Genomic DNA, 22,613 nt, shown 5'->3' on the forward strand with positions numbered 1-22,613 from the left:
GGCCAGGCACCATTGTTCTATTTTTGTGTCACCAGTTAGCAACCTTCGTACGTTTGTATGTGAGCTAGTCGACATATTTAAGCCTAGGGAGTCTCGCGAGTTCTTAGACGTTTAAAGATTTCTGGTGTTGACTCCAGTGTTGAACGGTGTTGAGAGAGGTGTTGATGGGTGTAGAAGAGGTGTTGAATCGGGTTCTACAGCATTCGGTGTTGAGTATGCTATTACACGCGTTTCAACACGGTGAAACAGCTGTTTCCGGAGTTTGCGGGTTTGTCTACACTCCCGGTGTTTTCCCCGGTATACCCCAGTATAGGATTTAGGTCTTTACTGTAGATGTATACGGAGATTTGTTTTTGTATTTTCGTGTGAGAGCGTTGCCACGAGGGTGTAGGTGTAAGAGACGGTAGTTTCGATGGCTGCAGCTGAAGACACAGATTTTCTGAGTCAAGATTTTTAGTTTTCTCTTGTTGCTTCAAAGCCGAATGGCTGACCGAGTTCGCAGCCACTGTCTCTGTAGATTCGTCTTGCACGGCTCCGTGCTTCGTCTTCACTAGCAGCTCTTACCCCTACAGATGCAGGAACTTTGAACTCAACTGAGTACATTCCCAGGTCGTCGCTGTATTTCTCCAGCGTTTCCTCAGCGTATTCTACAGCTGCGTCCATCTCATCGAAAGTCCCTGAGTCAATCTGATGGCCGTTTCTTGAAAGGTGAAACATCACTTGATCATCGGCTCGGTGTACGCGAGCATGTATCTGTAGATTGGTGTGCTCCCACTCTTTCACATCCGGCTCATCAGTGTATCTACCCCATTCTTCATTCATTCTAATCACTTCAGGAAGGGGCTAGTTGCCTATGCCGAGGCGTGTTTCTCTTACAGTGGTTTTGTCCCTGGAACTGAGCGTTCCTTTCCGTGTTGATACGTTCTCTCCATCCTCCACTACAGTTGGGTAAGTTCCTCGAAGACAGTACTTTTCTCGCGGGAGATCTGAATGAGGGGATTCCCTGATGTACATACTGAATTTGTCTGCGGGTTCATCGGGTAGTGCTGTCACCTGTTCATTCACCTGTTTCGCTGATCGTGTGCTCCCTGATTTCGAAGAAGTTAGCTCCGTTCTCGGGGTCTTTCACCGTGTAAAGCCCGTCACGGTGTTTCAAGGTCTCAGTTATTATGTAGCCGTCCGGCTCATTGAGTTGCTCATAGATGGGTACCTCTTCTTTGATTTCTTCTATTCCGGGTTCTATTTGTTGTAGTTCTTCGACTGTTACGTTAAAGCCTGAGATGAATTGGTCTGCGTTATGTATAGTATGTATTTGTTTAGTTTGGAGGTATTGTGCCATTGTTCTGTATCCACCTTCTAGATGAACTACTAGTTCATACTTTTATAAAAGTAAAGTACTGTGAGTATCTGAAACCAAAATAACCACGGAAATTCACATCACAACCTGGAACCCGAGCACTACTACAAACTTCAACGATCTCTGGATCATGACCAACACCAAACCTGCGGAACGAGACTGTGGCCTTAGCCATCCACGGAGAAAGGAAACCACACCCTCTAATTACCCAGTTCCGCCAGAATCACATAGATGTTTAAAATCGATGCTACAGATTAACAATATCATGTCCGCACCCGAAAATCCGGAAGGCCCTGTTCTAGATGACATCTTGAAAAAGATGCCATACCGAAGACAAAAAGATCAAAGCCAGAAACTCGCCGCCTACATGCAAAAGAAAATGGAAGGCGGCCCCACCTACATCGTCGAGAACACCAGCATCAACTCAAAAGCAACAGTCAACAATATACGCAAAAAATTCAAAGAACTGCCAGAAGAAGAACAAACACGGCTAATGACACATCTACTCACTATAATCCGAAACCGCAACCATACTTAGCACCTCCAATATCTCGAGATCACGTATAGGTCTCTTCATCTCTCGATATCTTTCAATCGTCGTTCGATCCGGAGAAGATCATTGAGAAACTGTTCTGTCTGCTTCTCTCCAGAATATATCGAATGAACACATGCTTCACGAATCGTGGTCTCACATCTATCATAGACTTTCGCAACTCGCGTAAACGCACGCTCCAAACGACTTTGATCCGAAGATCTGAACGCCTGTCCGTCCTTCTGTTTCTCTGGAACCCCACTCGACTCTATGAATTCACCAACAACCGCAAGACGGTACTCCCTAGCATCTATCCCACCTTGCTTAGTTAACGGCATCTCCTCATATGACACTTCAATAAGCTCGCTATCAAAATCGTGGCACTCTATCAACCGATCCTTCTGCTGATTTTCAAACCAATCAACGAACTCTTCTATCCCATCATCTAGGTCCTCGGTCATCTTGAACCACCGCGTCACTTACTGACGCACCTGAAAGTCGGATCCGAACTCTATTGAATCGGTTGAGAAATTTGGGCAACAGACACGGACTCTCAGACAAAACCAGATTAGACAACATTTTCTAACCTCCAACATCTCTCATCCTAACGGTTCCTGCCAAACAATTCACTAGAGTCCATAGAGACTGATTGCTTGAAGATCATTCCATAGGACCACCTCGATATGCCAACTGGTGTGCTATATGCTAGCAATTCAATTTCTAGCCCAATAAGTCGAACTCCAAAGATGACGAACCGGAGACAGACTGGTCTTACAACTCATACCCGGAAAACGAGCGTCCCCTAGTTGTGTACAGAGGAATGCTCAGCTTGACTCCACTGAGTACAATTTTCCTGCTTGTACCATAATTAGCCTGATTGGTCGTATGTCAGGAAATATTATATGATCGTATAGGGATGGTAGGGTCAATGCCGAAGTTGAAACGCCGGAAGGATGGGGGCTACTTCATCCATATGAGTGGTGATGTGAACTCTATCAATACTTTCCAAGTCACAGATAGAGGGGCTGAGATCGTCAAAAGCAGTGGGAAAGAACTGGGAGAGTACTTCCCTGACCATTTATTCTACTTGCTATACGATCTCGGTCATATATCCACAAAAGGAAAGAACCCGAGTCAAACTAAGCTGCCAGATCTAGACTCTGAAAACTGGGAGTTTGAGGATCTGTCTGTTGCAGACCGTGTTCAGGTCGCACTCCAAGTTATCGAATCTCATGGAGTATTGAGTCTATTCAAGGGAAAAGCAGCAAACTGGATTATAAGTCTCATTGGGGAGTCAAGCGTCGAGCTACGGCCGTTAATCAAGGAGATATCTGAGGCTGCAGGGTACAGCTATGAAACTATCCAGGAGTACAGTGAATCCGTACACGACGGGAAATATACTTTAGAAATCGCACTTTGTGGATATCTTCAACACGTCTGGCTGAGAGACTCAGCACCATTTGACCTTGAAGCAGAGAATATCGACCAGAGAGAAGTTGTCTGGGCTGATGACTCTCATGTCCACATCAGGCTGGCAGATACTGATGAATCCGACTTCACAATTCCGGGTGACACACCAGAACCGATCAGTGACGAACTTGACGACGAGTTGGGAATAGTATGGATGACGGCTGTGGCAAGTGCAGGATTCATGGTCTACCCGAGAATCGAGATGGATCACCGTCACGGGTTCAAGAACGGAGTAGTCCTTCCGAGAAGTCGACTCAAAGATTTCCCAGTTCATCTCCCACAGCATTCCGAGATAATTGAGGTATTCGAAGCACTGCGTCTGTTAGAAGAATCTGTAGAACAAGTACTGGCTTCATCGAAATCTAGCGTGAGCCAGGGAGATAAATCGCCTTGTGACCGCTGGAGAAACAAGATCAGCCAACAAATACGACGAATGCATAGAGAGGACTTCTTCAAAGCCCCGGAGGATCAACTGCAGAATACTATTCAGAAACACCGATATTGCTATGGGAACGGTGAGAAGATCACCGATTTCGAGTATATAGAGATGGGGCAACCCGATGAATCCCAATCACTGCTTCTGTTCGGATTAGGTATCTTCAGCCCTGGCGAAGAACGGAATGTTCCGTTCGAACCAAGCACCGGAACACCTCTCCCAATCTATCCTCAGTCAGAAAACGAGTTTGAAAACGCGGTAAAGCAAATAGACAGATTCTGCTCAAAAACTCTACCAACGTCCAATCCGGAAAGAACCTAGATCAATGCTCAGGGGCTACCGCTTTTGTCGGACTGTAACTGATTCTCCAGACTGGAGCTTGCGGACTTCTTCCGGACTCAGGAAAATCGCTGCTCCGAGCAGCTCACCGTGTCTATCGGTTATCTCATTGATTCTGTGTTCTATTGTTGTTCACCTCCCGTGGTTAGAGTTCGAGGGTTTTGATGCAGTTTAGGTATTGTTGACGGGCCTGGGTTCGGTCTACGCGGGTGTAGATATCCATTGTTTCGTCGTTGCTGTCCCCCCGGATGTAGCGTAGGATGTGGTCAGGCATTCCCTGGTTTCGCATCAGGGTGGTGAAGACGGTTCTGTAGGTGTGAGGTGTGAACTTCTTGTGAAACCGTTCCTCCCCTGGCTCCATAATCCCGCCTTCTGCAGCAGCGGTTTTCACCGCTCGCTGTACCGAGGTTTTAGAGACTCGTTCTCCGCGTATTGAGACGAACAGATAGTCGGTGCCACGGCCGTTACGAATGAACTGGAACCGTTCGATAGCCCGGATGGTTTCCTTGTCGATAGGTACGACGGTCTGTTTACCGCCTTTTCGTTCCCTAAGCCGGATGAACCCTTCCTCCAGCATCAGGTCATCCATCTGGATCTCAAGCGCCTCAGTCAACCGGCAACCGGTTTTAGCGAGTATGATCGCGACGGCCTTATCACGCGGATCAGAGATATTGTGTATAATCCGTTTCCCGTTCTCCCACGTAGCACAGTCCGGTCGATCCCGTATCTGCTTCGGAATCTCTTCAAGAACAACTGCCGCCGGATTCCCCGTTATTTTCTCAAAACGAGGTCGCTTCATCGCATAGCTAAAGAACGCAGACAAACTCTCAAGATACCGCCTCTTCGTATTCTGGCTGAGATCACGCTGATCCAACCTCATCACGTAGTCCTCGATATGATGGACCTCCGTATCCTCCGGCTGTAACTCCGGGAACTCCTCGTGGTAGAACTTCCTGAGGATTCGGCTGTAGGCGTTGAGTGTGCGTTCGGTTCGGCCCGTGACCTGTTTCCGTTTAAGGAACTCGTTGATCGACTCGTGCTTGTTCTCGTAGACCGTTTCATACCAGTCGTCTGCCATCACCGATCACCCCCATTCCTGAGCTTCCAGCCATGCCCTCGCTCAAACTCCACCCGATCCTGCTGCGCCAAAAAGTACAACTGATCCTCAACACGTTTCCGAATCAAGTCATCCAAAGCCCCACTCTCCACAATCTCCCGAAGAATCTGATCTAAGGCTTGTACGTGTCATCAAGGAACTTTTCCAGGAAGTCAACATCATCCACTTCCGTCTGCCCACTACTCTGCCTCTCTCGATTCTCCAACCTGTTTTCCAGTGATTCAATCTCCTGCTTCAGTTCCTCAATTCTTTCCTCGCTTTCATGATGCGCGAGGAATCCTTGGTCCCTGTAGGCCCGCGCCTCCTGAATCAACTCGTAGAGGTACTTACTCCTGCTCTTGTACTGTTTCTCCTCCACTTCCTCATCCCACTCTTCTTTGTCATCCTCCGAACAATACAGCGACACCTTCGTCGTTGATTCCGGAAGATTGACTGACTCTTTCCAACCGCCGCCCGTCATTTTCCGACACCTCCCAACAGTTCCATCACGCTAGCAACCTTATCTATCAATATTTTTATATCTAACTCCAGTCCGCCTTTCGATGAGTGCCGAGGCCTCCGTTTCCGACGGACGGACCGCTTCTCCTCCGGGGCGAGCGAATCAGTCGGTTCACGCCCACCAGCGAGTCGTCCCGGCACCCGTCGGTCCTCGGACCCCGCCGCGCCTCGTCACCCGCGATTCCGGCCGGCGTCGGTAGTGGTTGCGCCCGGGTCCGAAGGAGGACGAAGCCGCGTTCGTCGGCGAGACAGCAGAGCGCGCCGGTTCGCCATCGAAACGAACGTTCTCGGGGCCAGCAGGCATTAGTGAGCGCCAAACCCACGTTCTGCCGATGACAGTCACCTTCACGGACGACGACGAGGGGAAGGTAGTCGTAGACGCCAGCGGGAACACGCTCGGACTCGTCACGCAGATAGAGGGGGACACCGCGTACGTCGACCCGGACCCGAGCCTCACCGAGACCATCAAGGCCGACATGGGATGGGCCGACACCGAGTCCGACGAGTACACGGTCGACGAGACGGCCGTCGAGACGAAGGCCTCGGAGAAGCTTCACCTGCGCGGGAACCTGTAGCGAGTCCGAGCAGGCGGTACCGCTCTCGGACGCGACCGACGAGTGCCGGCCGTCGCCGGCGTCGCGGACCAGAGCGCGTGAACCGGCGAGTGTCGAGAGCGCCGAAGCGCGCGTTCAGCGAGCCGACGCGGCGATTTCGACGAACCGCTCTCCCGCGCGGTCCACCGAGAAGTGTCGCCGGTAGACGTCCGCGGCGCCGTCTTCGAGGCGGTGGCGCAGGTCGTCGTCGCCGAGAATCTCCTCGACGCCCGCGGCGAGTGCGCCGGCGTCGCCGGGTTCGACGAGGTAGGCCGTCTCCCGGTGGTCGAACACCTCGCTCGTCCCCGGTTGGTCGGCGACGGCGATGGCCTTCCCGAGGTAGGACGCCTCGGCGACTTTGGTTCCGATGGTGAACTCGGTCTGCGGGTTGTCGCCCATCGGACCGAGGACGACCCTCGCACCCTTGATGTACTGGACGAGTTCGCTCAGCGAGACGAACCCGGGGAACGAGACGTTCTCCGCTCCGAGTCGGTCGGCGTGGTCGACGACTCCCTGTCGCTTGTCGCTCTCGCCGACGAACACGAACTCGGCGTCCGGGAGGGCCGCCGCCGCCTCGACCATCGTGTCCGGTCCGTGGTGCGGCAGGAAGTTCCCCCAGTAGAGGACGTCGGACTCGAACTCGGGGGCCGGTTCGATGCTCGTGTCGAAGTTGGACTCGACGACTTTGATGTACATCACCTCGTACGTCTCGGCCGGCAGGCCGAACGCCTCGGAGAAGCGGTCGGCCGACTCCTGCGAGAAGACGACCACTCTGTCGGAGAGTCGCTGGACGAGTAAGTCGAGGGCGAACAGGAACTTCCCGGCGACGCTGTCTTCGGGGTAGATGCCGCGGTTGCGCACGAGCGTGAAGTACAGCCCGTTGTGCGAGAAGTAGACCAGAGGCGTGTCGAACAGGACGGCGAACGGCTTCGCGACGAACACCGACGTGTCGCCCATGTGCGGGACGACGATGACGTCCGCTCGACGCAGGTCGCCGAGGTTGCCGAGGACGGCCGCCGTCGTGACGACGGTGTGGACGAGCAACGTCGCGACGACGAGAAACGGGAAGAGCCACCCGGGCGCGTCGTCGAACCAGTTCATCGTCGCACGCATCGTTCGGACGGGGAGTCGGCGCTCGGCCTTCGCCTCCGAGAGCGAGCGTTGCGGGACGCGCACCTCCGACAGCGAGATGCCGCGCCGTTCGAGCCCCTGCCTGAGCACTTCGTCCTGATTGTGACCGTAGATACCGACGAAACAGACGCGAGAGATGTCCGAACCCATTCGGTGGCAGTTGCCCAGTTCCAGCTATAATTCTTTCTTCTCCCCCGATGCCGTCCGCACGGCGCGAAGAGAACCGGTAGTGTTTATGAGAGACGCGCGGAAACCGCCAGTCGTGTCTCAGAAAGTAGCTATTACCGGGGGTGCGGGCTTCCTCGGCTCGCATATCGTGGACTACTTCGTCGAACAGGGAGAGGACGTCGTCGTCGTCGACGACTTCAGTTCCGGAGAGGCCAAGAATCTCGAGCAGTCCGCCGACGACGTCGAGGTTCGCGAACTCGACCTTCGGTCCGAGGACGCCATCGACGGACTCGACGACATCGACGTCGTCGTCCACCTCGCGGCGAAGATCGGCGGCATCGGGTACTTCCACCACGTTCCAGCCGACATCATCGCGATGAACGACGCGATGAACAAGGTCGTCTTCGACGCCGCCGTCGAACACGACTTCGACCGCGTCGTCTACGCCAGTTCGTCGATGGTGTACGAACGCGCCACCGAGTTCCCCGTCACCGAGGACCAGATCTCGGAGATTCCCCCGCCGGACAGCGCCTACGGCTTCCAGAAACTCGCCGGCGAGTACTACTGCCGCGCGTACCACGACCAGTACGACGTGGAGTACTCCATCTTCCGCCCGTTCAACGCCGTCGGCCCGCGCGAACCGCCGGGCGAGGAGGTCGGACAGGCGCACGTCATCCCCGACTTCGTCCTGAAGATCCTCGACAAGGAGCAGTACCCGCTGAAGATTCTCGGCGACGGCCGGCAGGTCCGGTCGTTCACAAACGTCCGCGACATCGCGCGCGGCGTCTACCTCTGCTCGTTCGAGGACGCCGCCGCGAACGACCACTTCAACCTCGGCTCGAGGAGGGCGTCAGCATGCGTGACCTCGCTCGGAAGATATGGGAGCGCAGCGGTCGCGAGGAGGACATCGAGTTCGAGACGACCGAGGCGTTCGCACACGACGTGCAGAAGCGGGTCCCGAGTTCCCAGAAGGCGCAGGAGGTGCTCGGCTGGGAGCCCGAAATCACGCTCGACGAGTCGCTCGAACAGTACATCGGCTGGTACGAGGAGGAGGTCCTGTGACGACGTTCGAGCGTGATATCGCCGTCGTCGGCGCCGGTCGAATCGGTCTCCCGTGGGCGGCGGTGTTGGCCGCCGTGCAGGACTGGCAGGTCACCTGCGTCGACGTGGACGAGACGCGGGTCGAGGAGATAAACGACGCCGAGGCGCCGTTCGCGGAACCGAAACTCGGCGAGTACATGCAGGCGGCCGTCGAGTCCGGCGCGATGCGAGCGACGACCGACCCCGAGGCGGTCACCGACCACGAGTACGTCGCCTTCACCGTCAACGCGCCCCGCAACGGGATGTCGGACTACGTGGACGTGGTCGAGTCCTACGCCGAACGCCTCGTCGACGGGCAGACGGTCATCTCCCGGAGCACGCTGCCGGTCAACATGGTCTCTCGGACGCGCGACATCGTCGAGCGACACGCGACGGGCGACGTGAACTTCGCCGTCTTCCCCGAACGGTTGGCCGAGGGGAAGGCGATAGCGGAGATACAGACGCTGCCGAAGGTGGTCGGCGTGGACAGCGACGCCGGCGAGGCGGCCGTCCGCCGACTGCTGGAACCGTTCGAGTGCTCGGTGAAGGTGACGGACCCCGAGACGGCGATGCTCGTCAAACTCATCGACAACTCCTACCGCGACGCCCTGTTCGCCATCTCGAACCAGATAGCCTACACCGCGGACCAGTTGGACCTCAACGCGCACGAGGCCATCGACCTGGCGAACTTCGAGTACCCCCGCAACGACATCCCCCTCCCGGGCACCGTCGGCGGCAAGTGCCTCCCGAAGGACCCCCACTTCCTGACGGACGAACGCGTCTGCGACCAGCCGACGACGCCCGACCTGTTCAACTTCACGCGCCGGACCAACGCGTCCCTCCAGTCGTACATCGTGACCGAGTTGCTCCTCGAACAGCCCTCGGAACTGGCGATGCTCGGTCTCTCGTACAAGCGCGACGTGGGCGACGTGTTCAACTCTCCCGCGTGGGCCATCAAGGAGTCCCTGCAGTCGCACGGCGTCGAGACGCGGAGCTACGACCCCCACATCGACGACTACGACACGGACCTCGAAACCGTGCTCGCCGACGCCGACGGGGCCGTCCTCGCGGTCAACCACTCGGCGTTCGAGGGCATCGAACCGGAACTGAACGAACACCTCGACGACGACGCCTTCGTCTACGACGTCTGGGGCGCCCTCCGCTCGGAGCGACTGAACGCTCGCTATCAGGGGTTCGGCATCTCCGAGTGAGTCGTTCGTCGTCGGGCGACGGAGTCGCCGTGGTCCGATGACTCCCGAGCGAACGCCGTCGGACCGCCGACGTCTGCCGGTAAGATTCAGTATCCTCGACGGCCCGGTAGCAGTATGACCAGTCACGCGCCCTCTCGCGGAACGGACGGGTTCCGAGAACGGGTCCGCTTCTACCTCCTGGACCACGAGACGGCGGCCGGTCGGACCATCGACGTGGCGCTGCTGGCGCTGAACCTCGTGTTCGTCGGCGTCTTCGTCGCGCAGACGTACGTGGTCTCGGCGACGCTCCGGTCGTCGCTGTGGGCGGCCGAAGTCGGCATCGCGGCGGTGTTCGTCGTCGAGTACGTCCTCCGACTGTACGGGGCGCGCGACCGACTGGGGGAGTTCACCAACCCGTATACGATGGTCGACCTCCTGTCGGTCCTCCCGACGGTGGCGGTGTTCCTCCTGCCCGTCCCCGCGGTGGCGATGACCGTCGGGTTCCTCCGCGTCGTCCGCGTCGTCCGCGTGCTGCGGTTCTACCGGTTCACGCGCGACGAGGAGTTCTTCTTCGGCACCGTCTCGCTGGAGACGCTCCGGGTGATGAAACTGCTGTTGACCGTGCTGGTGGTGTTCTTCGTCTCCGCCGGCCTGTTCTACAGCGCCGAGTTCCAGACGAACCCCGACGTGCGCAACTTCGGCGACGCGTTCTACTACATGGTGGTGACGCTCACCACCGTCGGCTTCGGCGACATCACGCCGACGACGAGTCTGGGTCGCTGGGTGACCGTCGCGAGCATCTTCGCGGCCATCCTCCTCGTCCCGTGGCAGGCGGGGAAGATAGTGCGCGAGTGGACCCACAGAGAGCAGGTCAACGTCACCTGCCCCGACTGCGGACTCGCCTACCACGACCCGGACGCCTCCCACTGCAAGTCCTGCGGACAGGTCATCTATCAGGAGTACGACTCGCGAGAGTAGTCGGCGCCCGGCGGCGGTCAGGCCCCCGACGAGGGAGGAGCGAAGCCGACTCGGCCGCGTTCTCCGGGGATGCGCTATCAGGCTTTTCCGCGTGAGAGGTGCTAGCGCGCCGTGGAGGTGCTACCCGTCATGAGCGACAGCGCGCAGTGGGTCAGTATCGTCAGCGCACTGTTCGGCGCGTGGCTGGTCGCCTCGGCGTTCGTGTTCGACCTCGTCGGCGCGACGTACTGGAACGGCATCGTCGTCGGCGCGGCAGTCGTCCTGCTCGCCGGATACAGCGCGTACCGCTCGCGTGTGACCGGCACGGGCAACGCCTGGTCCTCCGGACTCGCCGCGCTGTTGGGTCTGTGGGCGATGGCCGCGCCGGTCGTGTACGAGGCCGCGACGACGACGACGTGGAGTAGCGTCGCCAGCGGCGCCGCCATCGCGGTGCTGTCGGGGTACGAAGCCTACGATGCGCGGACGGCGACGGGCGCATCGGGCGCCGAGAGCCCCGGCGTGTAGCGCTCTCCCTCCCTCGATTTTTCGGACAGTCGCGACGACCGACCGGTGAAAGACTTTTGTGCGGTTTCTCGAAAGAGGGTGCGTACGATGTCGAAGCCGTTCGCCGGATTCCCGGCGCTCGTCCGATCGTACCCCGCTCGCACCGCCGTCCTCTCGGTCACACCGGTGGTCGTCGCGGTCGCGCAGGCGGCGAACGCCGTCGTCCACGGGGCGCAGTCTCCGCTCGTGGCGGCGTTCATCCTCGCGATGCTCTGCGTCGCCGCCGCCGCCACGCGGCAGTCGCTCGCGTCGTTCCGCGTCGAGACGCTCGAAGCCGGCGTCGCCGACGACGCTCGGTAGTCGAGTTCCCGGCGGATTCTGTCGCCGAGACAGCCCGCGCCGACGACGAGGAGAGCGACGCCGCCGCCGAGTCGAATCCGGACGAACTGCGCCGCGCGCGGGTCGGGGCAGTCGACCGAACGGACGCCGAGAGGGGGACCGAGCGGAACGGACGTGAGACGTTTGTGGCTCGCGCCCCTCCGTCCGCGCATGAGCGACGCGGTACTCGTCTACGACGACGACTGCGGGTTCTGCACGTGGTGGGCCGAGTTCCTCGACGGGCGCGCCGACCTCCGAATCGTCGGGTTCTCCGACCTCGACCCGTCGCTCCGAGAGCGACTGCCGCCGGAGTTCGAGTCCTGCGCGCACCTCGTGACGGACGACGCCGTCCACTCCTGCGGCGCGTCCATCGAGGAGGCGTTGCTCCGCACCGGCGTCGGGTCGCGCTTCCGGCCCGCCGTGGAATCGCTGCGAACGTTCGGCACCTACCGGAACGTCCGGGAGTTGGGGTACCGCCGCGTCGCGGACTCCCGCGCGTGGTGGGGGAAACTGCTCTCGAAGCGGCCGCCGGCGAGGGAGTGACCGTTTTACCGCTGGGCGGCCGAGGGGGTGACGATGAGCGACAGCCCCGACGACCCGACGTTCGAGCGAGTGCGCGAACAGGCGGCCGAGGCCCTCACCGAGAGCGACGCCGCGTCGCTGTACGTCGGCCTCGCCGGCCCGGACGGCCAGAACGAGTACTACTTCGCCAACGACGTCGACGACGAGGAGTTACAGGAGATGGCCGCCCAGCAACTCGGGATGCTGACCCGCGTCCTCGCCGAGCAGTCGAACGCGAGCATCGAACAGGTGACGAGTCAGGCCGCGGAGATGGCCAAGCAGATGAACGTCCGCTAGGCCGACGGACGGGCGCGTGCCGGCGTCCACGTCGGCGTCGAGAGCGGCGTCGCCGCGAGTGACGCGGACGCCGACTCGTTCGCGTCCGTCTCCCCCGCCGTCGATTCGTTCGCCTCCGTTCCCCCCGCCGACGACTCGTTTACCTCGTCGGCCTCCTGCAGCACGTATCGCTGCCCGACCATCGGGTCCAGCAGTCTGTCGACGGGTGCCCGGTCGTCGCGGAGGACGGGCACGTCGTCGGTGGGCGGGGCCGACCGCCGGTAGTTCCGTATCTCCTCGGTGAGGTCGATGCCGATGTCGCGCCGGTCGTTGCGCGCCAGCAGTTCCGCCTCGGTGACCTCCGAGTCGTCCTTCGTGGCGACGACTTCGATGTTCTGGACGACGCCCCCGCCGGCCGTCGGGAAACTGTACACCCGCGGGAACACCCGCTCGATGGTCTTGTACTCGGCGCGGTAGAACTCCGACGCCGGGCCGGACGGCGCGGAGATGACGTTGGCGAACAGGACGCCGTCGTCGTCGAGGCGACTCGACGCGAGGCGCATGAACTCCTCGGTGGTCAACTCGAACGGCACCTTGTCCTTCCGGTAGGCGTCGAGGACGATGAGGTCGTACGTCCGGTTGGTCTCCCGGAGGAACTGCCGGCCGCCCCGATTGTAGATGTTCAGCCGGTCGGACTCCTCGACGTCGAAGTAGCGCTTCGCCGCGTCGATGACCTCGGGGTCGATTTCGGCCACGTCCACGGTCACGTCGTAGTCGTTCGCGAACCGCTTCGGGCCGGTGAACCCGCCGCCACCGACGAACAGCACGCGGTCGACGTCGTCGGTCAGGAGCAGGGGGAGGTGGAAGTAGCGGGTGTAGTCGAACACGTGACGGTTCGGGTCCGACAGGTCCATCGCGCTGTGTCGCTGGCCGTCGAGGTAGAGCGTCCGCGTGTCGCCGCTGTCGACGACCTGTAGCTCCTGATACGGCGTCTGCGTCTCGTAGACGACGCGCCCCTCGACGCTGTAGCCGGCGACGCCGCTCCCGACGGCGGCGACGAGCAACAGCGCGACGAACCCGCCCGCGACGGCATCGTCGCGGTCGAACTCCGGGAGGACGAGGACGAGGGCGGTCAGAAGCGAGAGCGCGCCGAAGACGAACGCGATGTACTCGATGCCGAGCCACGGCACGAGGACGAACGTCGTGGCGAACGCGCCGACGATACTGCCGATCGTGCCGAGCGCGTAGACGTGCCCCGACGCCTCGCCGAGCCCCTCCTTCGCCGACAGTTCGGCCGCGTACGGGCTGACGTAGCCGAGGAGGTACGTCGGCGGGCCGAACAGGAGCGTGATGGCCGGCAGCGACGCGAACCGACTCGGAAGCGGGAAGCCGGTGCTGGCGCGCAACAGCAGGTCGCCGAGGAAGATGAGGCCGGCGACGTACGCCGCCGTCAGGAGGAACACGCGCGCCATCCGCCCGTTCGTCGCTCGCTCGGCCGCCTGCTTGCCGCCGCGGTGGTACCCGTAGCTGAGCGCGGCGAGGAAGACGCCGATGATGCTCCCCCACGTGTAGATGCTGCTGCCGAACTGCGGCGCGATCATCCGCCCGGCGAGAATCTCCAGCCCCATGCTGGCGACGCCGGAGACGAACACCGCAACCTCCGGCCGCGACAGTTCGAACGCGTCCGAGACGCGGGCCGTAGCCATGTGGGTTCGAGGGAGCAGAGACGCTTTAGCGTGGCGTCCGCGGAGCGCTACCGAAAGCCATAGTCCGGTCGTCCGCGAACGGCCGGTCATGCGACTGGCGCGAATCCGGACCGACGACGGCGTACTGACGGGCGAATACGACGACGGAACGGTCGAGACGGACGACGGCGCGTACGTCGTCGGGGAGGACGCCGAACTGCTCGCCCCGTGCGAGCCCTCGGCGTGCTACTGCGTCGGCCGGAACTTCGCCGAGACCATCGAGCAGATGGAGTACGAGACGCCCGACCAGCCCGACTGGTTCATCAAGCCGCCCGTGTCGGTGGTCGCCCCCGACACCGACGTCGAGTACCCGTCGTGGACGGAGGAACTCACCTACGCGGGCGAACTCGCCGCCGTCATCGACGAGGAGTGTACGGACCTCGCCGAGGACGAGGTGGACGACGCCGTGCGGGGGTACACCATCATGAACGACCTGGACGCCCTCGACCAACCGGGCCGCACCGCGCGCAAGGCGTTCGACGGTTCCGGCCCCCTCGGCCCGTGGATAGAGACGGACCTCGACCCCGACGCGTCGACATGACCACCCACGTCGGCGGCGAGTTGCGACAGGAGGCGAACACCGAGTTGATGCTGTTCTCGCCGCGCGAAGTCGTCTCGTTCCTCTCGGAGCGCTACACGTTCAAGCCGGGCGACGTCGTCTCGTTCGGCAGTCCCGCCAACCCCGGACTGGTCGAACCCGGCGACGAGGTGGAGATACGGTACGAGGGCGTCGGGACGCTTCGGAACACCGTCGTCGAGGGGGAGTGAGTCGCCGAACGGCGGCGATAGCGGACGCCGGCGTCCGCGTCGACGGCGCGGGACGCTTCCTCGTCGAGGCCGCGGACCGCGTGGCGGAGGCGAACGTCCGGGCCGTCGTCGACTGAGCGTCGAACGCCGTCTTCCGGTCCCGGGACATAGCTCTGTGACGACATGTCATCACCAGTATGAAATGTAAGCGTTTAATACGGATACCGAGTAGAGCGTCTCTCGGGATGGGAAACGACGGGAAACCGTTCAACGGAAACGTCGACGTACTTCACGAACGCGCGGTCCTGACGCCACTGCCGGACGTCGACGCCGAACGCGAGTTCCACCGGAACATGATGAACGTCGCCGCCGCGCAGGAGCGGAAGGCCGAGATGTTGGCCGACCCCGACGTGCGGTTGCTAGAGGCGTACGAGCGGCAACTGGAGGGAATCGCCGAGACGTACCGACAGCGGTGTCTGCGCGTCGCGGGCGAGGAGTACGAGTCGGTCGCACTCGCCTACGCGCGCGGGGAACGCGACGACGACACCGCGGCCATCGCGGCGTACTACCTGGAGGGACTGTGGCGGATGCAGCAGCGAATCACCGTCTCCGACCTGCTGTTCTTCCCCATCATCCTCCGCTACCCCGACTGCTTCACGGTCAACCTCCGGTTCGCCAGCGGCCACCGGACGACCCGGTCGGTGCTGTACGAGTCGCCCGAACACCTCGTCGAGGAACTCGACGCCCAGTCCGCGCTGACGTACTCCGCGGAGAGCCACTACACGCAACGGGAGGCCGCCGAGGAGATAGCGGCGACGGCGGCGTACATCCGCGAGGCGTTCCCCGACCCCGACGAGACGTCGTTCGAGGAACGGAAGACGGGCGGCATCGTCTCCGGCGGCGGTCGCAAGGGGTCGGTGTTCTCCTCGATGCTGGAGCGCGTCGAACCCGACGTGGACCGCTTCGACGAGGTGCCCGCGTCGCCGACGCTGGTCGAGGCGGGTCCGGAGGCGAAGCGGACCGAGCGCGAGTTGCTCCCCGAGGGGACGTTCGTGCTGTGACGGCGGGCGCGTCGCCGCGGACGCTCACTCCCCGCCGTCGCTCTCCAGCACCGCCCGGCGCGCGAGGGCCTCCTCGAAGAACGAGTCGGGGAGGGCCTCGATGTCGCCCGCCTGCACCCGCCAGAGGTTGGCGTACAGGCCGTCGGCGTCGAGCAGTTCCGCGTGCGTCCCGCGTTCGACGATGCGCCCCCCGTCGAGGACGAGAATCTCGTCGGCGTCCTTCACCGTCGAGAGGCGGTGCGCGATTGCCACCGTCGTCCGGTCGGCGGCGAAGTCGTCGAGGCTCCGCCGGATGAGCGCCTCCGTCTCGGTGTCGACGTGGCTCGTCGCCTCGTCTAAGACGAGAATCGCGGGGTCCTTGAGGAACGTGCGGGCGAGCGTGAGACGCTGCCGCTGGCCGCCGGAGAGCTTCACGCCGCGTTCGCCCACCAGCGTGTCGTAGCCGTCCGGGAGGTTCTCGACGAACTCGTCGGCCGCCGCGCGCCGGGCCGCCGTCCGAACCTCCTCGTCCGTCGCGTCGAACGTCCCGTACGCGATGTTCTCCCTGACGGTGCCGTAGAAGAGGAACGGCTCCTGCGAGACGTAGCCGACGGCCCGCCGGAGACTCGCGAGCGACAGGTCGCGCACGTCGTGGCCGTCGATGCGGACGACGCCGTCGTCGGGGTCGTACAGTCGGACGAGCAGTTTCACGAGCGTCGACTTACCGCTACCAGTCGGGCCGACGACGCCGACCGTCCCGCCCGGTTCGACGCCGAACGAGACGTCGCGGAGGACCGGCGAGCGCGGCACGTCGTCGCCGCCGTCGTCGCCGCCGGCGAGGGCCGTCGACTCGCCGTAGCCGAACGTCACCCCCTCGTAGTCGATGCGGCCGGCGACGGCGTCGAGCGTCAGCGCGTCCGCCCGTTCGCCGACCGAGCGTTCGGCGCGGAGCAGTCCGTCCACCCGCTCGCTGGAGGCCTTCGCGCGCTGGTAGCTGTTGATTATCTGGCCGAACTGCGCGAGTGGCCAGACGAACTGCTGCGTGTAGAGCATGAACGCCACGAACTCCCCGGGCGAGAGGGTTCCCGAGAGAAACGCCGGCGGGCCGTTCAGCACCCAGAGCGCGCCGACGACGAACGTGAGCGCGAAACTCAGCCCGGAGACGAGCGAGAGGCCGGGGAAGAACGTGATTCTGGTCCGGATGGCGTCCCAGTTGGCGTCGTAGTAGGCCCGCGACGCCTCGCGGACCCGGTCCACCTCGTACGCCTCGGCGTGTTCGGTCTTGATGACCTCGATGCCGCCGACGTTGTTCTCCAGTCGGGCGTTCAGCTCGCCGACGCGTCCGCGCATCCGGGCGTACTTCGGCTGGACGCGCCGGACGAAGACGAACGTGAAGACCGCCAGCAGGGGGACGGCCGTCATCGAGGCGAGCGCCAGCCACGGGTTGAGCGTCGCCAGCACGACGCCGACGCCGACGACGAGGGCGACGAGTCGCAGCGTCGAACTGACGCCGTCGGTCAGGAACGACTCCAACTGGTTCACGTCGTTGTTCAGCACCGACAGCAGTTCGCCGGTCCGCGGTCGTCGAAGAACGCGCGGTCCTGTCGCTGCAGCACCTCGTACGCGTCGACGCGGAGCGCGTGCTGGATGTTCTGTGCGAAGTGGTTCCAGCCGTACCCCTGCAGCCACGACGCCACCGCGCTCGCGAGCGCCGCGGCGACGAGGACGCCCGCGGTGAACCACACCTGTCCGGCGGCCGTCTCCGGCACCCACGTCGCGGGGACGAGTGGCAGTTCGTACCGCCGCGTCCCCAGCAGGACGGCGTCGATGGCCAGACCCAACAGCAACGGCGGGAGCAGCCCCGTCGACCGTGCGAAGAGCGTCATCACCGCACCGAGGACCGCGTCCCCGACGTTCTCGCGCCCGTACGTCGCGTACAGTCGCCACATCGACCCGCCGTCGGACGCGAACGACTCCGCCTCGTCCGGGTCGTCGGCCGCCGCGTTCCTCACGCCGGCCACCACCGCCCCCGCCTCCGGTACTCGTTCACGAGTAGTACAGCGGCCCGAGCTATATAGCGCGCTCGTCGGTTCGGGGCAAACGGTTTCGTTCCGGCGGGTCGAATCGGAAGCGATGCCGCTCCCGGGAGCCGCGGTGGTCCGGCGCAACGTCGCCGTCGGCGCGTCTGCGCGACGGTGCTGGTCGTGAGTGCCGAACTCCTCGTGCCGGCGGTTCTCGGCGGCCCGCAAGGCGAGACGACGCAGTACGCCCTCTACCTGGTCACGTTCTCGCTGTGGATGACGTGGTTCGTCCTGACCGGCGTGGACGTCCTCGCGGCCGGCGAGTGAGGACGACCGGTCCGCCCGACGCGGCCGCCGACATCCCGAATAGCTATACCGCGAACTGCAAAGGAGAGTGTATGAACGGTGACGGTGCGGAGTCGGAGGGCGTCGAGTCTCGTCTGTCGTCCGGAGAGACAGCCCCGATACGCGTCCTCCACGTGGACGACGACCCGGCGTTCGGTGACCTCACCGCCGCACGACTGGCGCGGACGGACGGGGACGGCGGGCCGATTCGCGTCGAGAGCGTCACGGAACCCGACGCGGCGCTGGACCGACTGGACGACGCCGACTGCGTCGTCAGCGACTTCGAGATGCCGGAGACGGACGGGCTCGACCTCCTCGACACGGCCCGCGACCGACGGCCGGACCTGCCGTTCGTCCTCTTCACGGGCAAGGGCTCAGAGGAGATAGCCAGCCGGGCCATCTCCGCGGGCGTGACCGACTACCTCCGGAAGGGCGGCAGCGCCGACCGGTTCGACGTGCTCGCGAACCGGATTCGGAACGCCGTCGCCCGCTACCGCGCGGAACGCGAGGCCGAACGCCGCGAGACGCACCTCCGGCGCGTCGTGGACGTCCTCCCCGAGTGCATCTTCGTGAAGGACGCGGCGGGTCGGTACGTGCTGATGAACCGGGCCGGCGCCGAGACGTACGGGATGGAGCCGGCCGAGGTGGAAGGGCGGTTGGAAGCCGACATCCTGCCGCCCGAGGACGCCGAGCGGTTCCGCGAGGAGGACCGCGAGATACTGGCGTCGGGCGAACCAACGTACCGTCCCGAGCAACGGCGACGGACCGATGACGGTTCGCTCATCGTCGAACGCGTGCAGAAACTCCCGTTCGACCTCGCGCCGAGCGGTGAGGGGGTGCTAGGAGTCGTCGAGGACATCACCGACGAACACTTCCGACGGCGGCGCCGCGAGGCGGCGCTCTCGGCCGTCGGCGACGCCGAGTCCGCGCTGGCGGAGGCCCGGACGGCCGACGGCGAGGCGGCCGCCGACGCGCACGACCGGTGTGCGAACGCGCTGGAGCGAGTCCGGACGCTCCTCTCGAACGGTGGTCCACTCGACGACGACTCGCCGGCGGGCGACTCGACGGACGACGATTCGCCGGACGGGGGCGAGTAGCCGCCGCGGGCCGAGCGGGCCGCGTCGCTCCCGGGCGGTCAGACGGGGTCCGTCCGCTCGACGGCCCGTTCGAGAACGTCGAGGAACGCCGGGTTGTGCGACTCCGCGGCGTGCGCGACGTTCCACAGGCCGCCGGCGCGAATCTTCGCGCTCCGAGCGTAGCCGCCGAGCCAGTCGCTTCGCCGCGGGTCCGCGGGGCGTCGGTCGAAGTTGCTCGCGAGGGCGATGGTGTTGCGTTCGACGAACGCCCGGTCGCTGTCGGGGCCGGGTTCGTCGTCGAGGGCGACCCAGAGGAACGGCTGGTCGCGGAGGAAGGCGCTGACCCGGCGTTCCAGCGGGTACTCCTCGTCGCGGACCGCGGCCCTGTCGCGGCCGTCCGGCACCGACGGCGTCCCCCAGTCGGGGTAGTGGTCGTGGAGGCCGTAGCGCTCGACGAACGCCTCGCCGACGCGTCGGCGGTAGACGGACCCGCGGTGGTTGCCGCCGTGCGGGTGGTCGTCGCTTCGCGCGCCGGTGCCGTAGTGCTGTTTCAGCCGGTCCCACAGCGCGGTCGAACTGCCCGCGGAGACGGCGTGCGTCCCGACGCGCGTCAGGCGACGCTGACCGCTCTCGGCGCGCGTCTCCCCCGGCGCGAAGAAGAAGTACACCCCTCGCTTCGGCCAGTCCGCGTACCCCGTGCAGTCGGCGAGTCGCTTCGCGCCGCCGACGCGGGCTTCGAGTCGGTCGAACAGGGCGTACAGCCGGTCGAGGTCCGCGCTGCGCTCCATCGTCACGGAGTAGTCGCGGGCTCCGACAAAAACCTTCGTCGCCTCTGACCGGTCAGGCGGGCGGTCCTCCCGCCTCTCAGTCGTACGTCCGGTGACTCGCGGTCCCCACGTCGATACGGACGAGCGTGTTCTCCGCCCACGCGTCGTCGTCGACGCCGTACTTGCGGTTTATCTTCCGCGTCGCCTCGCGGGTGGCTTCGGCGTCGTCCACCACCGTCGCCGTCCCGAGCAGCGACACCATCCACTGGGCGTCGCCGCCGTCGTCCTTCTGTATCGAGAGGGCGACGCGGGGGTTCTCGCGGATGTTCCGGAGCTTCGTCCCGCCCGTGACGAGTTCGACGACGCCGTCCTCGTAGCGGTACCAGACGGGAGCGACGTGCGGGCGGCCGTCCCGACAGGTCGCCACGTGGGCCATCAGCGGTTCGCTCGTCAGTAACTGCGCTATCTCGTCGGAGACGCCTGACGCCATACCGTCACGTCGAAGCCGAGCGAGAAAACTCTCCGGGCGCAGTGCGCGGCCGACGAGACGTTCGACGGCGTGGCCACACGCGGGAGACATTCACGTGCGAAGACGACGTATCTACGTCGCGCGGTCAGACCGCGCGGTGTGAGACATGAGAGACGATTCAGAACGGACGAACGGGAACCAGACCGCCGACGGGGCGGACGCGGGAGCAGAGCGGATGTGCGTGGTCACGCGATCCGGTCCGACCGTCCCGTGTGCGAACTTCAAAGCGATAGACTCCGGCGTCCTCCTCTTCGAGGACGAGAAGCGAAAGCGCGTGTCGGGGTTCGTCCCGCACGACGAACTCCTGTACGTGCTTCCGGCGGCCGTGCTCGCGGAGGACGGGCGGACACTCGGCGGGGAGGCCGAGGAGGGGTTCCAGAGTGAACTGACCGTCCTCGGCGGCCTCGGCGAGACGTACGCGCGGCGACTCCACGACGCCGGTATCGACTCGCTCGCGGCGCTTCGAGACGCCGACGCCGCCACGGTGGCGACGGCCGCGACCGTCGCCGAGAGTCGGGCGAGGAGGTGGCGCGCCGCGGCGAGCGAACGAGAGGCGGCCGGACGCGACACTGCATCGGAGTCCGAGTCCGATTCGGCGGCGTCCGAAGACGAGTCGACGGACGACGCCGGAACCGGGTCCGGGCCGGCCGCGTCGGCGTCGGAGTCGTCCGAAGCGACCGACTCCGAGGGCTGAGGTCACTCGGCGTGGAACGATGCGACGAAGTCGTCGGTCGACTCGCGCCACGCGGCCGCGAGGCGGTCCTCGAACGTCTCGTCGGCGAGGGGGTCGACCGCGTCGTTGGCGTCCAACCACTCGACGGTTCGCCTGACCCCCGTCTCGAAGTCGACGGTGTACTCGAAGCCCAAGTCGCGTCTGGCCTTCGCGTTGTCGAAGACGGTGCTGTACCGGAAGTGGTCGCGGAGCATCTCGGTCCGGTCGGGGGCGACGGCGCGGAGGACGTCCGTCGGGACGTGGACGAGGTCCGGGTCGGGCGCGTCGAGGGCGGCGGCGACGCGTTCGTGGTACTGGTTCCACGTGATGGTCTCCTCGCTCGTGACGTGGTACGCCTCGCCCGCCACCGTCTCGGCGTCGGCTTCGACGGCACCGACGAACGCGCGGGCCACGTCGTCGCGGTGGCACGGCCCCCACAGCGAGGTGCCGTCGCCGTGGACGACGACGGGTCGACCCTCGCGGACGCGCGAGACGTACGAGGAGTCCGTCCCGAACGTGTGGAGGAGCGTCCCGCCCTCGCCGTAGGTGCTCCACGGCCGGATAACCGTCGCGTCGAACGCGTCGCCGTCGGCCGCGAACAACACGTCCTCGGCGGCAATCTTGCCCGCGGCGTAGTCGCTGACGGGCGGCCGGCGCGGCGCGTCCTCGGTGACGGGGTTCGACTGCGGGGGGCGGTGGTAGACGTCGACGGTCGAGCAGAGGACGAAGCGGTCGACGCGGCCCTCGACGCCCGGATGGCGCTCTCGGCGTCCTCGGCGGAGAAACACACCATGTCGACGACGGCGTCCGGCGCGGGGTCGAGTTCGCGCATCCGGCGCTCGAACGCGCCGTAGTCGGTCCGGTCGGCGCGGACCTCGCGGACGCCGTCCGGAATCTCGGCGTCCGTCTCGCCGCGCGTCACCGTCGTCACGTCGTGTCCCGACGTGACCAGTTGCCGCGTGATTCCCGTGCTGATGAGGCCGGTGCCGCCGACGATGAGGACGTGCATACTCGACGTGCGGCACGGCGGGAGAAAAGGACGCC

General features: G+C 63.4%; 23 protein-coding genes and 3 pseudogenes. 15 read left to right on the forward strand and 11 right to left on the reverse strand.

Annotation, left to right across the window (positions count from 1 at the left end):
* Positions 1–453: 453 nt before the first annotated feature.
* The gene (locus GJ632_RS00530; protein WP_191451569.1) at positions 454–783 is read right to left on the reverse strand and encodes a hypothetical protein; all 330 of its coding nucleotides are present in this window, start codon (positions 781–783) and stop codon (positions 454–456) included.
* Between the two features lie 274 nt (positions 784–1,057).
* Complete coding sequence (locus GJ632_RS00535) at positions 1,058–1,339, reverse strand: hypothetical protein (RefSeq protein ID WP_191451571.1); 282 nt, start codon at positions 1,337–1,339, stop codon at positions 1,058–1,060.
* 283 nt (positions 1,340–1,622) lie between these two features.
* Here GJ632_RS00535 and GJ632_RS00540 point away from each other — a divergent pair, with 283 nt between their 5' ends.
* The gene (locus GJ632_RS00540) at positions 1,623–1,895 is read left to right on the forward strand and encodes a hypothetical protein (protein WP_191451573.1); all 273 of its coding nucleotides are present in this window, start codon (positions 1,623–1,625) and stop codon (positions 1,893–1,895) included.
* A gap of 35 nt (positions 1,896–1,930) precedes the next feature.
* On the opposite strand, the gene GJ632_RS00545 is transcribed toward GJ632_RS00540, so the two are convergent.
* Positions 1,931–2,350: a hypothetical protein gene (locus GJ632_RS00545; RefSeq protein ID WP_191451575.1), complete on the reverse strand. Its 420-nt coding sequence runs from the start codon at positions 2,348–2,350 to the stop codon at positions 1,931–1,933.
* 467 nt (positions 2,351–2,817) lie between these two features.
* Between GJ632_RS00545 and GJ632_RS00550 the strand changes: the two genes are divergently transcribed.
* The gene (locus tag GJ632_RS00550; protein WP_191451577.1) at positions 2,818–4,116 is read left to right on the forward strand and encodes a hypothetical protein; all 1,299 of its coding nucleotides are present in this window, start codon (positions 2,818–2,820) and stop codon (positions 4,114–4,116) included.
* A 163-nt stretch (positions 4,117–4,279) separates the two neighbouring features.
* Here GJ632_RS00550 and GJ632_RS00555 read toward each other — a convergent pair whose 3' ends face one another.
* On the reverse strand, positions 4,280–5,212 hold the full coding sequence (locus tag GJ632_RS00555; RefSeq protein WP_191451579.1) for a tyrosine-type recombinase/integrase: 933 nt from the start codon (positions 5,210–5,212) through the stop codon (positions 4,280–4,282).
* A gap of 151 nt (positions 5,213–5,363) precedes the next feature.
* Positions 5,364–5,711 (reverse strand): hypothetical protein, encoded by a 348-nt coding sequence (locus tag GJ632_RS00560; RefSeq protein WP_231751216.1) that lies wholly within the window; start codon positions 5,709–5,711, stop codon positions 5,364–5,366.
* 370 nt (positions 5,712–6,081) lie between these two features.
* Here GJ632_RS00560 and GJ632_RS00565 point away from each other — a divergent pair, with 370 nt between their 5' ends.
* The gene (locus tag GJ632_RS00565) at positions 6,082–6,324 is read left to right on the forward strand and encodes a hypothetical protein (protein WP_089808609.1); all 243 of its coding nucleotides are present in this window, start codon (positions 6,082–6,084) and stop codon (positions 6,322–6,324) included.
* Positions 6,325–6,438: 114 nt separating this feature from the next.
* On the opposite strand, the gene GJ632_RS00570 is transcribed toward GJ632_RS00565, so the two are convergent.
* A complete protein-coding gene (locus GJ632_RS00570) occupies positions 6,439–7,623 on the reverse strand; it encodes a glycosyltransferase family 4 protein (protein ID WP_191451582.1) in 1,185 nt (394 codons plus the stop codon).
* Positions 7,624–7,735: 112 nt separating this feature from the next.
* Here GJ632_RS00570 and GJ632_RS00575 point away from each other — a divergent pair, with 112 nt between their 5' ends.
* From GJ632_RS00575 to GJ632_RS00605, 7 genes are all read left to right on the forward strand, one after another.
* Positions 7,736–8,719 (forward strand): NAD-dependent epimerase/dehydratase family protein, encoded by a 984-nt coding sequence (locus GJ632_RS00575; RefSeq protein WP_197427768.1) that lies wholly within the window; start codon positions 7,736–7,738, stop codon positions 8,717–8,719.
* On the forward strand, positions 8,700–9,932 hold the full coding sequence (locus GJ632_RS00580) for a nucleotide sugar dehydrogenase (protein ID WP_197427770.1): 1,233 nt from the start codon (positions 8,700–8,702) through the stop codon (positions 9,930–9,932). Before GJ632_RS00575 ends, GJ632_RS00580 begins: the two co-directional genes overlap by 20 nt.
* A gap of 114 nt (positions 9,933–10,046) precedes the next feature.
* Positions 10,047–10,889, forward strand: a complete 843-nt coding sequence (locus GJ632_RS00585) for a potassium channel family protein (protein WP_191451588.1) — start codon at positions 10,047–10,049, stop codon at positions 10,887–10,889.
* Positions 10,890–11,000: 111 nt separating this feature from the next.
* The gene (locus GJ632_RS00590; RefSeq protein ID WP_343160938.1) at positions 11,001–11,393 is read left to right on the forward strand and encodes a hypothetical protein; all 393 of its coding nucleotides are present in this window, start codon (positions 11,001–11,003) and stop codon (positions 11,391–11,393) included.
* Between the two features lie 87 nt (positions 11,394–11,480).
* The gene (locus GJ632_RS00595) at positions 11,481–11,732 is read left to right on the forward strand and encodes a hypothetical protein (RefSeq protein ID WP_191451592.1); all 252 of its coding nucleotides are present in this window, start codon (positions 11,481–11,483) and stop codon (positions 11,730–11,732) included.
* A 189-nt stretch (positions 11,733–11,921) separates the two neighbouring features.
* On the forward strand, positions 11,922–12,293 hold the full coding sequence (locus GJ632_RS00600; protein ID WP_191451594.1) for a DCC1-like thiol-disulfide oxidoreductase family protein: 372 nt from the start codon (positions 11,922–11,924) through the stop codon (positions 12,291–12,293).
* A gap of 33 nt (positions 12,294–12,326) precedes the next feature.
* On the forward strand, positions 12,327–12,608 hold the full coding sequence (locus GJ632_RS00605; RefSeq protein WP_089808621.1) for a hypothetical protein: 282 nt from the start codon (positions 12,327–12,329) through the stop codon (positions 12,606–12,608).
* On the opposite strand, the gene GJ632_RS00610 is transcribed toward GJ632_RS00605, so the two are convergent.
* Entirely contained in the window at positions 12,605–14,293 is a 1,689-nt protein-coding gene (locus GJ632_RS00610) for a spermidine synthase (protein WP_191451596.1), read from the reverse strand. The two genes, GJ632_RS00605 and GJ632_RS00610, sit on opposite strands and share 4 nt — an antisense overlap.
* Positions 14,294–14,558: 265 nt before the next feature.
* Between GJ632_RS00610 and GJ632_RS00615 the strand changes: the two are divergent.
* Positions 14,559–15,100, forward strand: a pseudogene (locus tag GJ632_RS00615) (fumarylacetoacetate hydrolase family protein).
* Positions 15,101–15,324: 224 nt separating this feature from the next.
* Complete coding sequence (locus GJ632_RS00620) at positions 15,325–16,140, forward strand: hypothetical protein (protein ID WP_191451598.1); 816 nt, start codon at positions 15,325–15,327, stop codon at positions 16,138–16,140.
* 24 nt (positions 16,141–16,164) lie between these two features.
* Here GJ632_RS00620 and GJ632_RS00625 read toward each other — a convergent pair.
* Positions 16,165–18,068: pseudogene (locus GJ632_RS00625) on the reverse strand (ABC transporter ATP-binding protein).
* A 246-nt stretch (positions 18,069–18,314) separates the two neighbouring features.
* Here GJ632_RS00625 and GJ632_RS00630 point away from each other — a divergent pair.
* Positions 18,315–18,467 (forward strand): hypothetical protein, encoded by a 153-nt coding sequence (locus GJ632_RS00630; RefSeq protein ID WP_191451600.1) that lies wholly within the window; start codon positions 18,315–18,317, stop codon positions 18,465–18,467.
* A 71-nt stretch (positions 18,468–18,538) separates the two neighbouring features.
* A complete protein-coding gene (locus GJ632_RS00635) occupies positions 18,539–19,582 on the forward strand; it encodes a PAS domain-containing protein (protein WP_191451602.1) in 1,044 nt (347 codons plus the stop codon).
* A 38-nt stretch (positions 19,583–19,620) separates the two neighbouring features.
* Here the strand turns inward: GJ632_RS00635 and GJ632_RS00640 are convergent, their stop codons facing one another.
* Together GJ632_RS00640 and GJ632_RS00645 are read right to left on the reverse strand one after the other, a co-directional pair.
* Entirely contained in the window at positions 19,621–20,349 is a 729-nt protein-coding gene (locus GJ632_RS00640) for a hypothetical protein (protein WP_191451604.1), read from the reverse strand.
* A 76-nt stretch (positions 20,350–20,425) separates the two neighbouring features.
* Positions 20,426–20,818, reverse strand: a complete 393-nt coding sequence (locus tag GJ632_RS00645) for a pyridoxamine 5'-phosphate oxidase family protein (protein ID WP_089808633.1) — start codon at positions 20,816–20,818, stop codon at positions 20,426–20,428.
* Positions 20,819–20,963: 145 nt separating this feature from the next.
* On the opposite strand from GJ632_RS00645, the gene GJ632_RS00650 reads away from it, so the two are divergent.
* Positions 20,964–21,551 (forward strand): helix-hairpin-helix domain-containing protein, encoded by a 588-nt coding sequence (locus GJ632_RS00650; protein ID WP_191451606.1) that lies wholly within the window; start codon positions 20,964–20,966, stop codon positions 21,549–21,551.
* A gap of 2 nt (positions 21,552–21,553) precedes the next feature.
* On the opposite strand, the pseudogene GJ632_RS00655 reads toward GJ632_RS00650, so the two are convergent.
* Positions 21,554–22,578: pseudogene (locus tag GJ632_RS00655) on the reverse strand (NAD-dependent epimerase/dehydratase family protein).
* Between the last annotated feature and the right edge of the window lie 35 nt (positions 22,579–22,613).

The sequence above is a fragment of the Halogeometricum sp. CBA1124 genome (genome assembly GCF_009741955.1).
In the GTDB taxonomy this organism is placed as follows: domain Archaea; phylum Halobacteriota; class Halobacteria; order Halobacteriales; family Haloferacaceae; genus Halogeometricum; species Halogeometricum rufum.

Excerpts from the sequence above, each read along its gene's own strand:
- GJ632_RS00545 (WP_191451575.1), bottom strand. The coding sequence starts at position 2,350 with ATGACCGAGGACCTAGATGATGGGATAGAAGAGTTCGTTGATTGGTTT.
- GJ632_RS00540 (WP_191451573.1), top strand. The coding sequence starts at position 1,623 with ATGTCCGCACCCGAAAATCCGGAAGGCCCTGTTCTAGATGACATCTTG.
- GJ632_RS00585 (WP_191451588.1), top strand. The coding sequence starts at position 10,047 with ATGACCAGTCACGCGCCCTCTCGCGGAACGGACGGGTTCCGAGAACGG.
- GJ632_RS00645 (WP_089808633.1), bottom strand. The coding sequence starts at position 20,818 with ATGGCGTCAGGCGTCTCCGACGAGATAGCGCAGTTACTGACGAGCGAA.
- GJ632_RS00620 (WP_191451598.1), top strand. The coding sequence starts at position 15,325 with ATGGGAAACGACGGGAAACCGTTCAACGGAAACGTCGACGTACTTCAC.
- GJ632_RS00565 (WP_089808609.1), top strand. The coding sequence starts at position 6,082 with ATGACAGTCACCTTCACGGACGACGACGAGGGGAAGGTAGTCGTAGAC.
- GJ632_RS00595 (WP_191451592.1), top strand. The coding sequence starts at position 11,481 with ATGTCGAAGCCGTTCGCCGGATTCCCGGCGCTCGTCCGATCGTACCCC.
- GJ632_RS00550 (WP_191451577.1), top strand. The coding sequence starts at position 2,818 with ATGCCGAAGTTGAAACGCCGGAAGGATGGGGGCTACTTCATCCATATG.
- GJ632_RS00605 (WP_089808621.1), top strand. The coding sequence starts at position 12,327 with ATGAGCGACAGCCCCGACGACCCGACGTTCGAGCGAGTGCGCGAACAG.
- GJ632_RS00555 (WP_191451579.1), bottom strand. The coding sequence starts at position 5,212 with ATGGCAGACGACTGGTATGAAACGGTCTACGAGAACAAGCACGAGTCG.
- GJ632_RS00535 (WP_191451571.1), bottom strand. The coding sequence starts at position 1,339 with ATGGCACAATACCTCCAAACTAAACAAATACATACTATACATAACGCA.
- GJ632_RS00635 (WP_191451602.1), top strand. The coding sequence starts at position 18,539 with ATGAACGGTGACGGTGCGGAGTCGGAGGGCGTCGAGTCTCGTCTGTCG.
- GJ632_RS00650 (WP_191451606.1), top strand. The coding sequence starts at position 20,964 with ATGAGAGACGATTCAGAACGGACGAACGGGAACCAGACCGCCGACGGG.
- GJ632_RS00640 (WP_191451604.1), bottom strand. The coding sequence starts at position 20,349 with ATGGAGCGCAGCGCGGACCTCGACCGGCTGTACGCCCTGTTCGACCGA.
- GJ632_RS00600 (WP_191451594.1), top strand. The coding sequence starts at position 11,922 with ATGAGCGACGCGGTACTCGTCTACGACGACGACTGCGGGTTCTGCACG.
- GJ632_RS00560 (WP_231751216.1), bottom strand. The coding sequence starts at position 5,711 with ATGACGGGCGGCGGTTGGAAAGAGTCAGTCAATCTTCCGGAATCAACG.
- GJ632_RS00570 (WP_191451582.1), bottom strand. The coding sequence starts at position 7,623 with ATGGGTTCGGACATCTCTCGCGTCTGTTTCGTCGGTATCTACGGTCAC.
- GJ632_RS00610 (WP_191451596.1), bottom strand. The coding sequence starts at position 14,293 with ATGGCTACGGCCCGCGTCTCGGACGCGTTCGAACTGTCGCGGCCGGAG.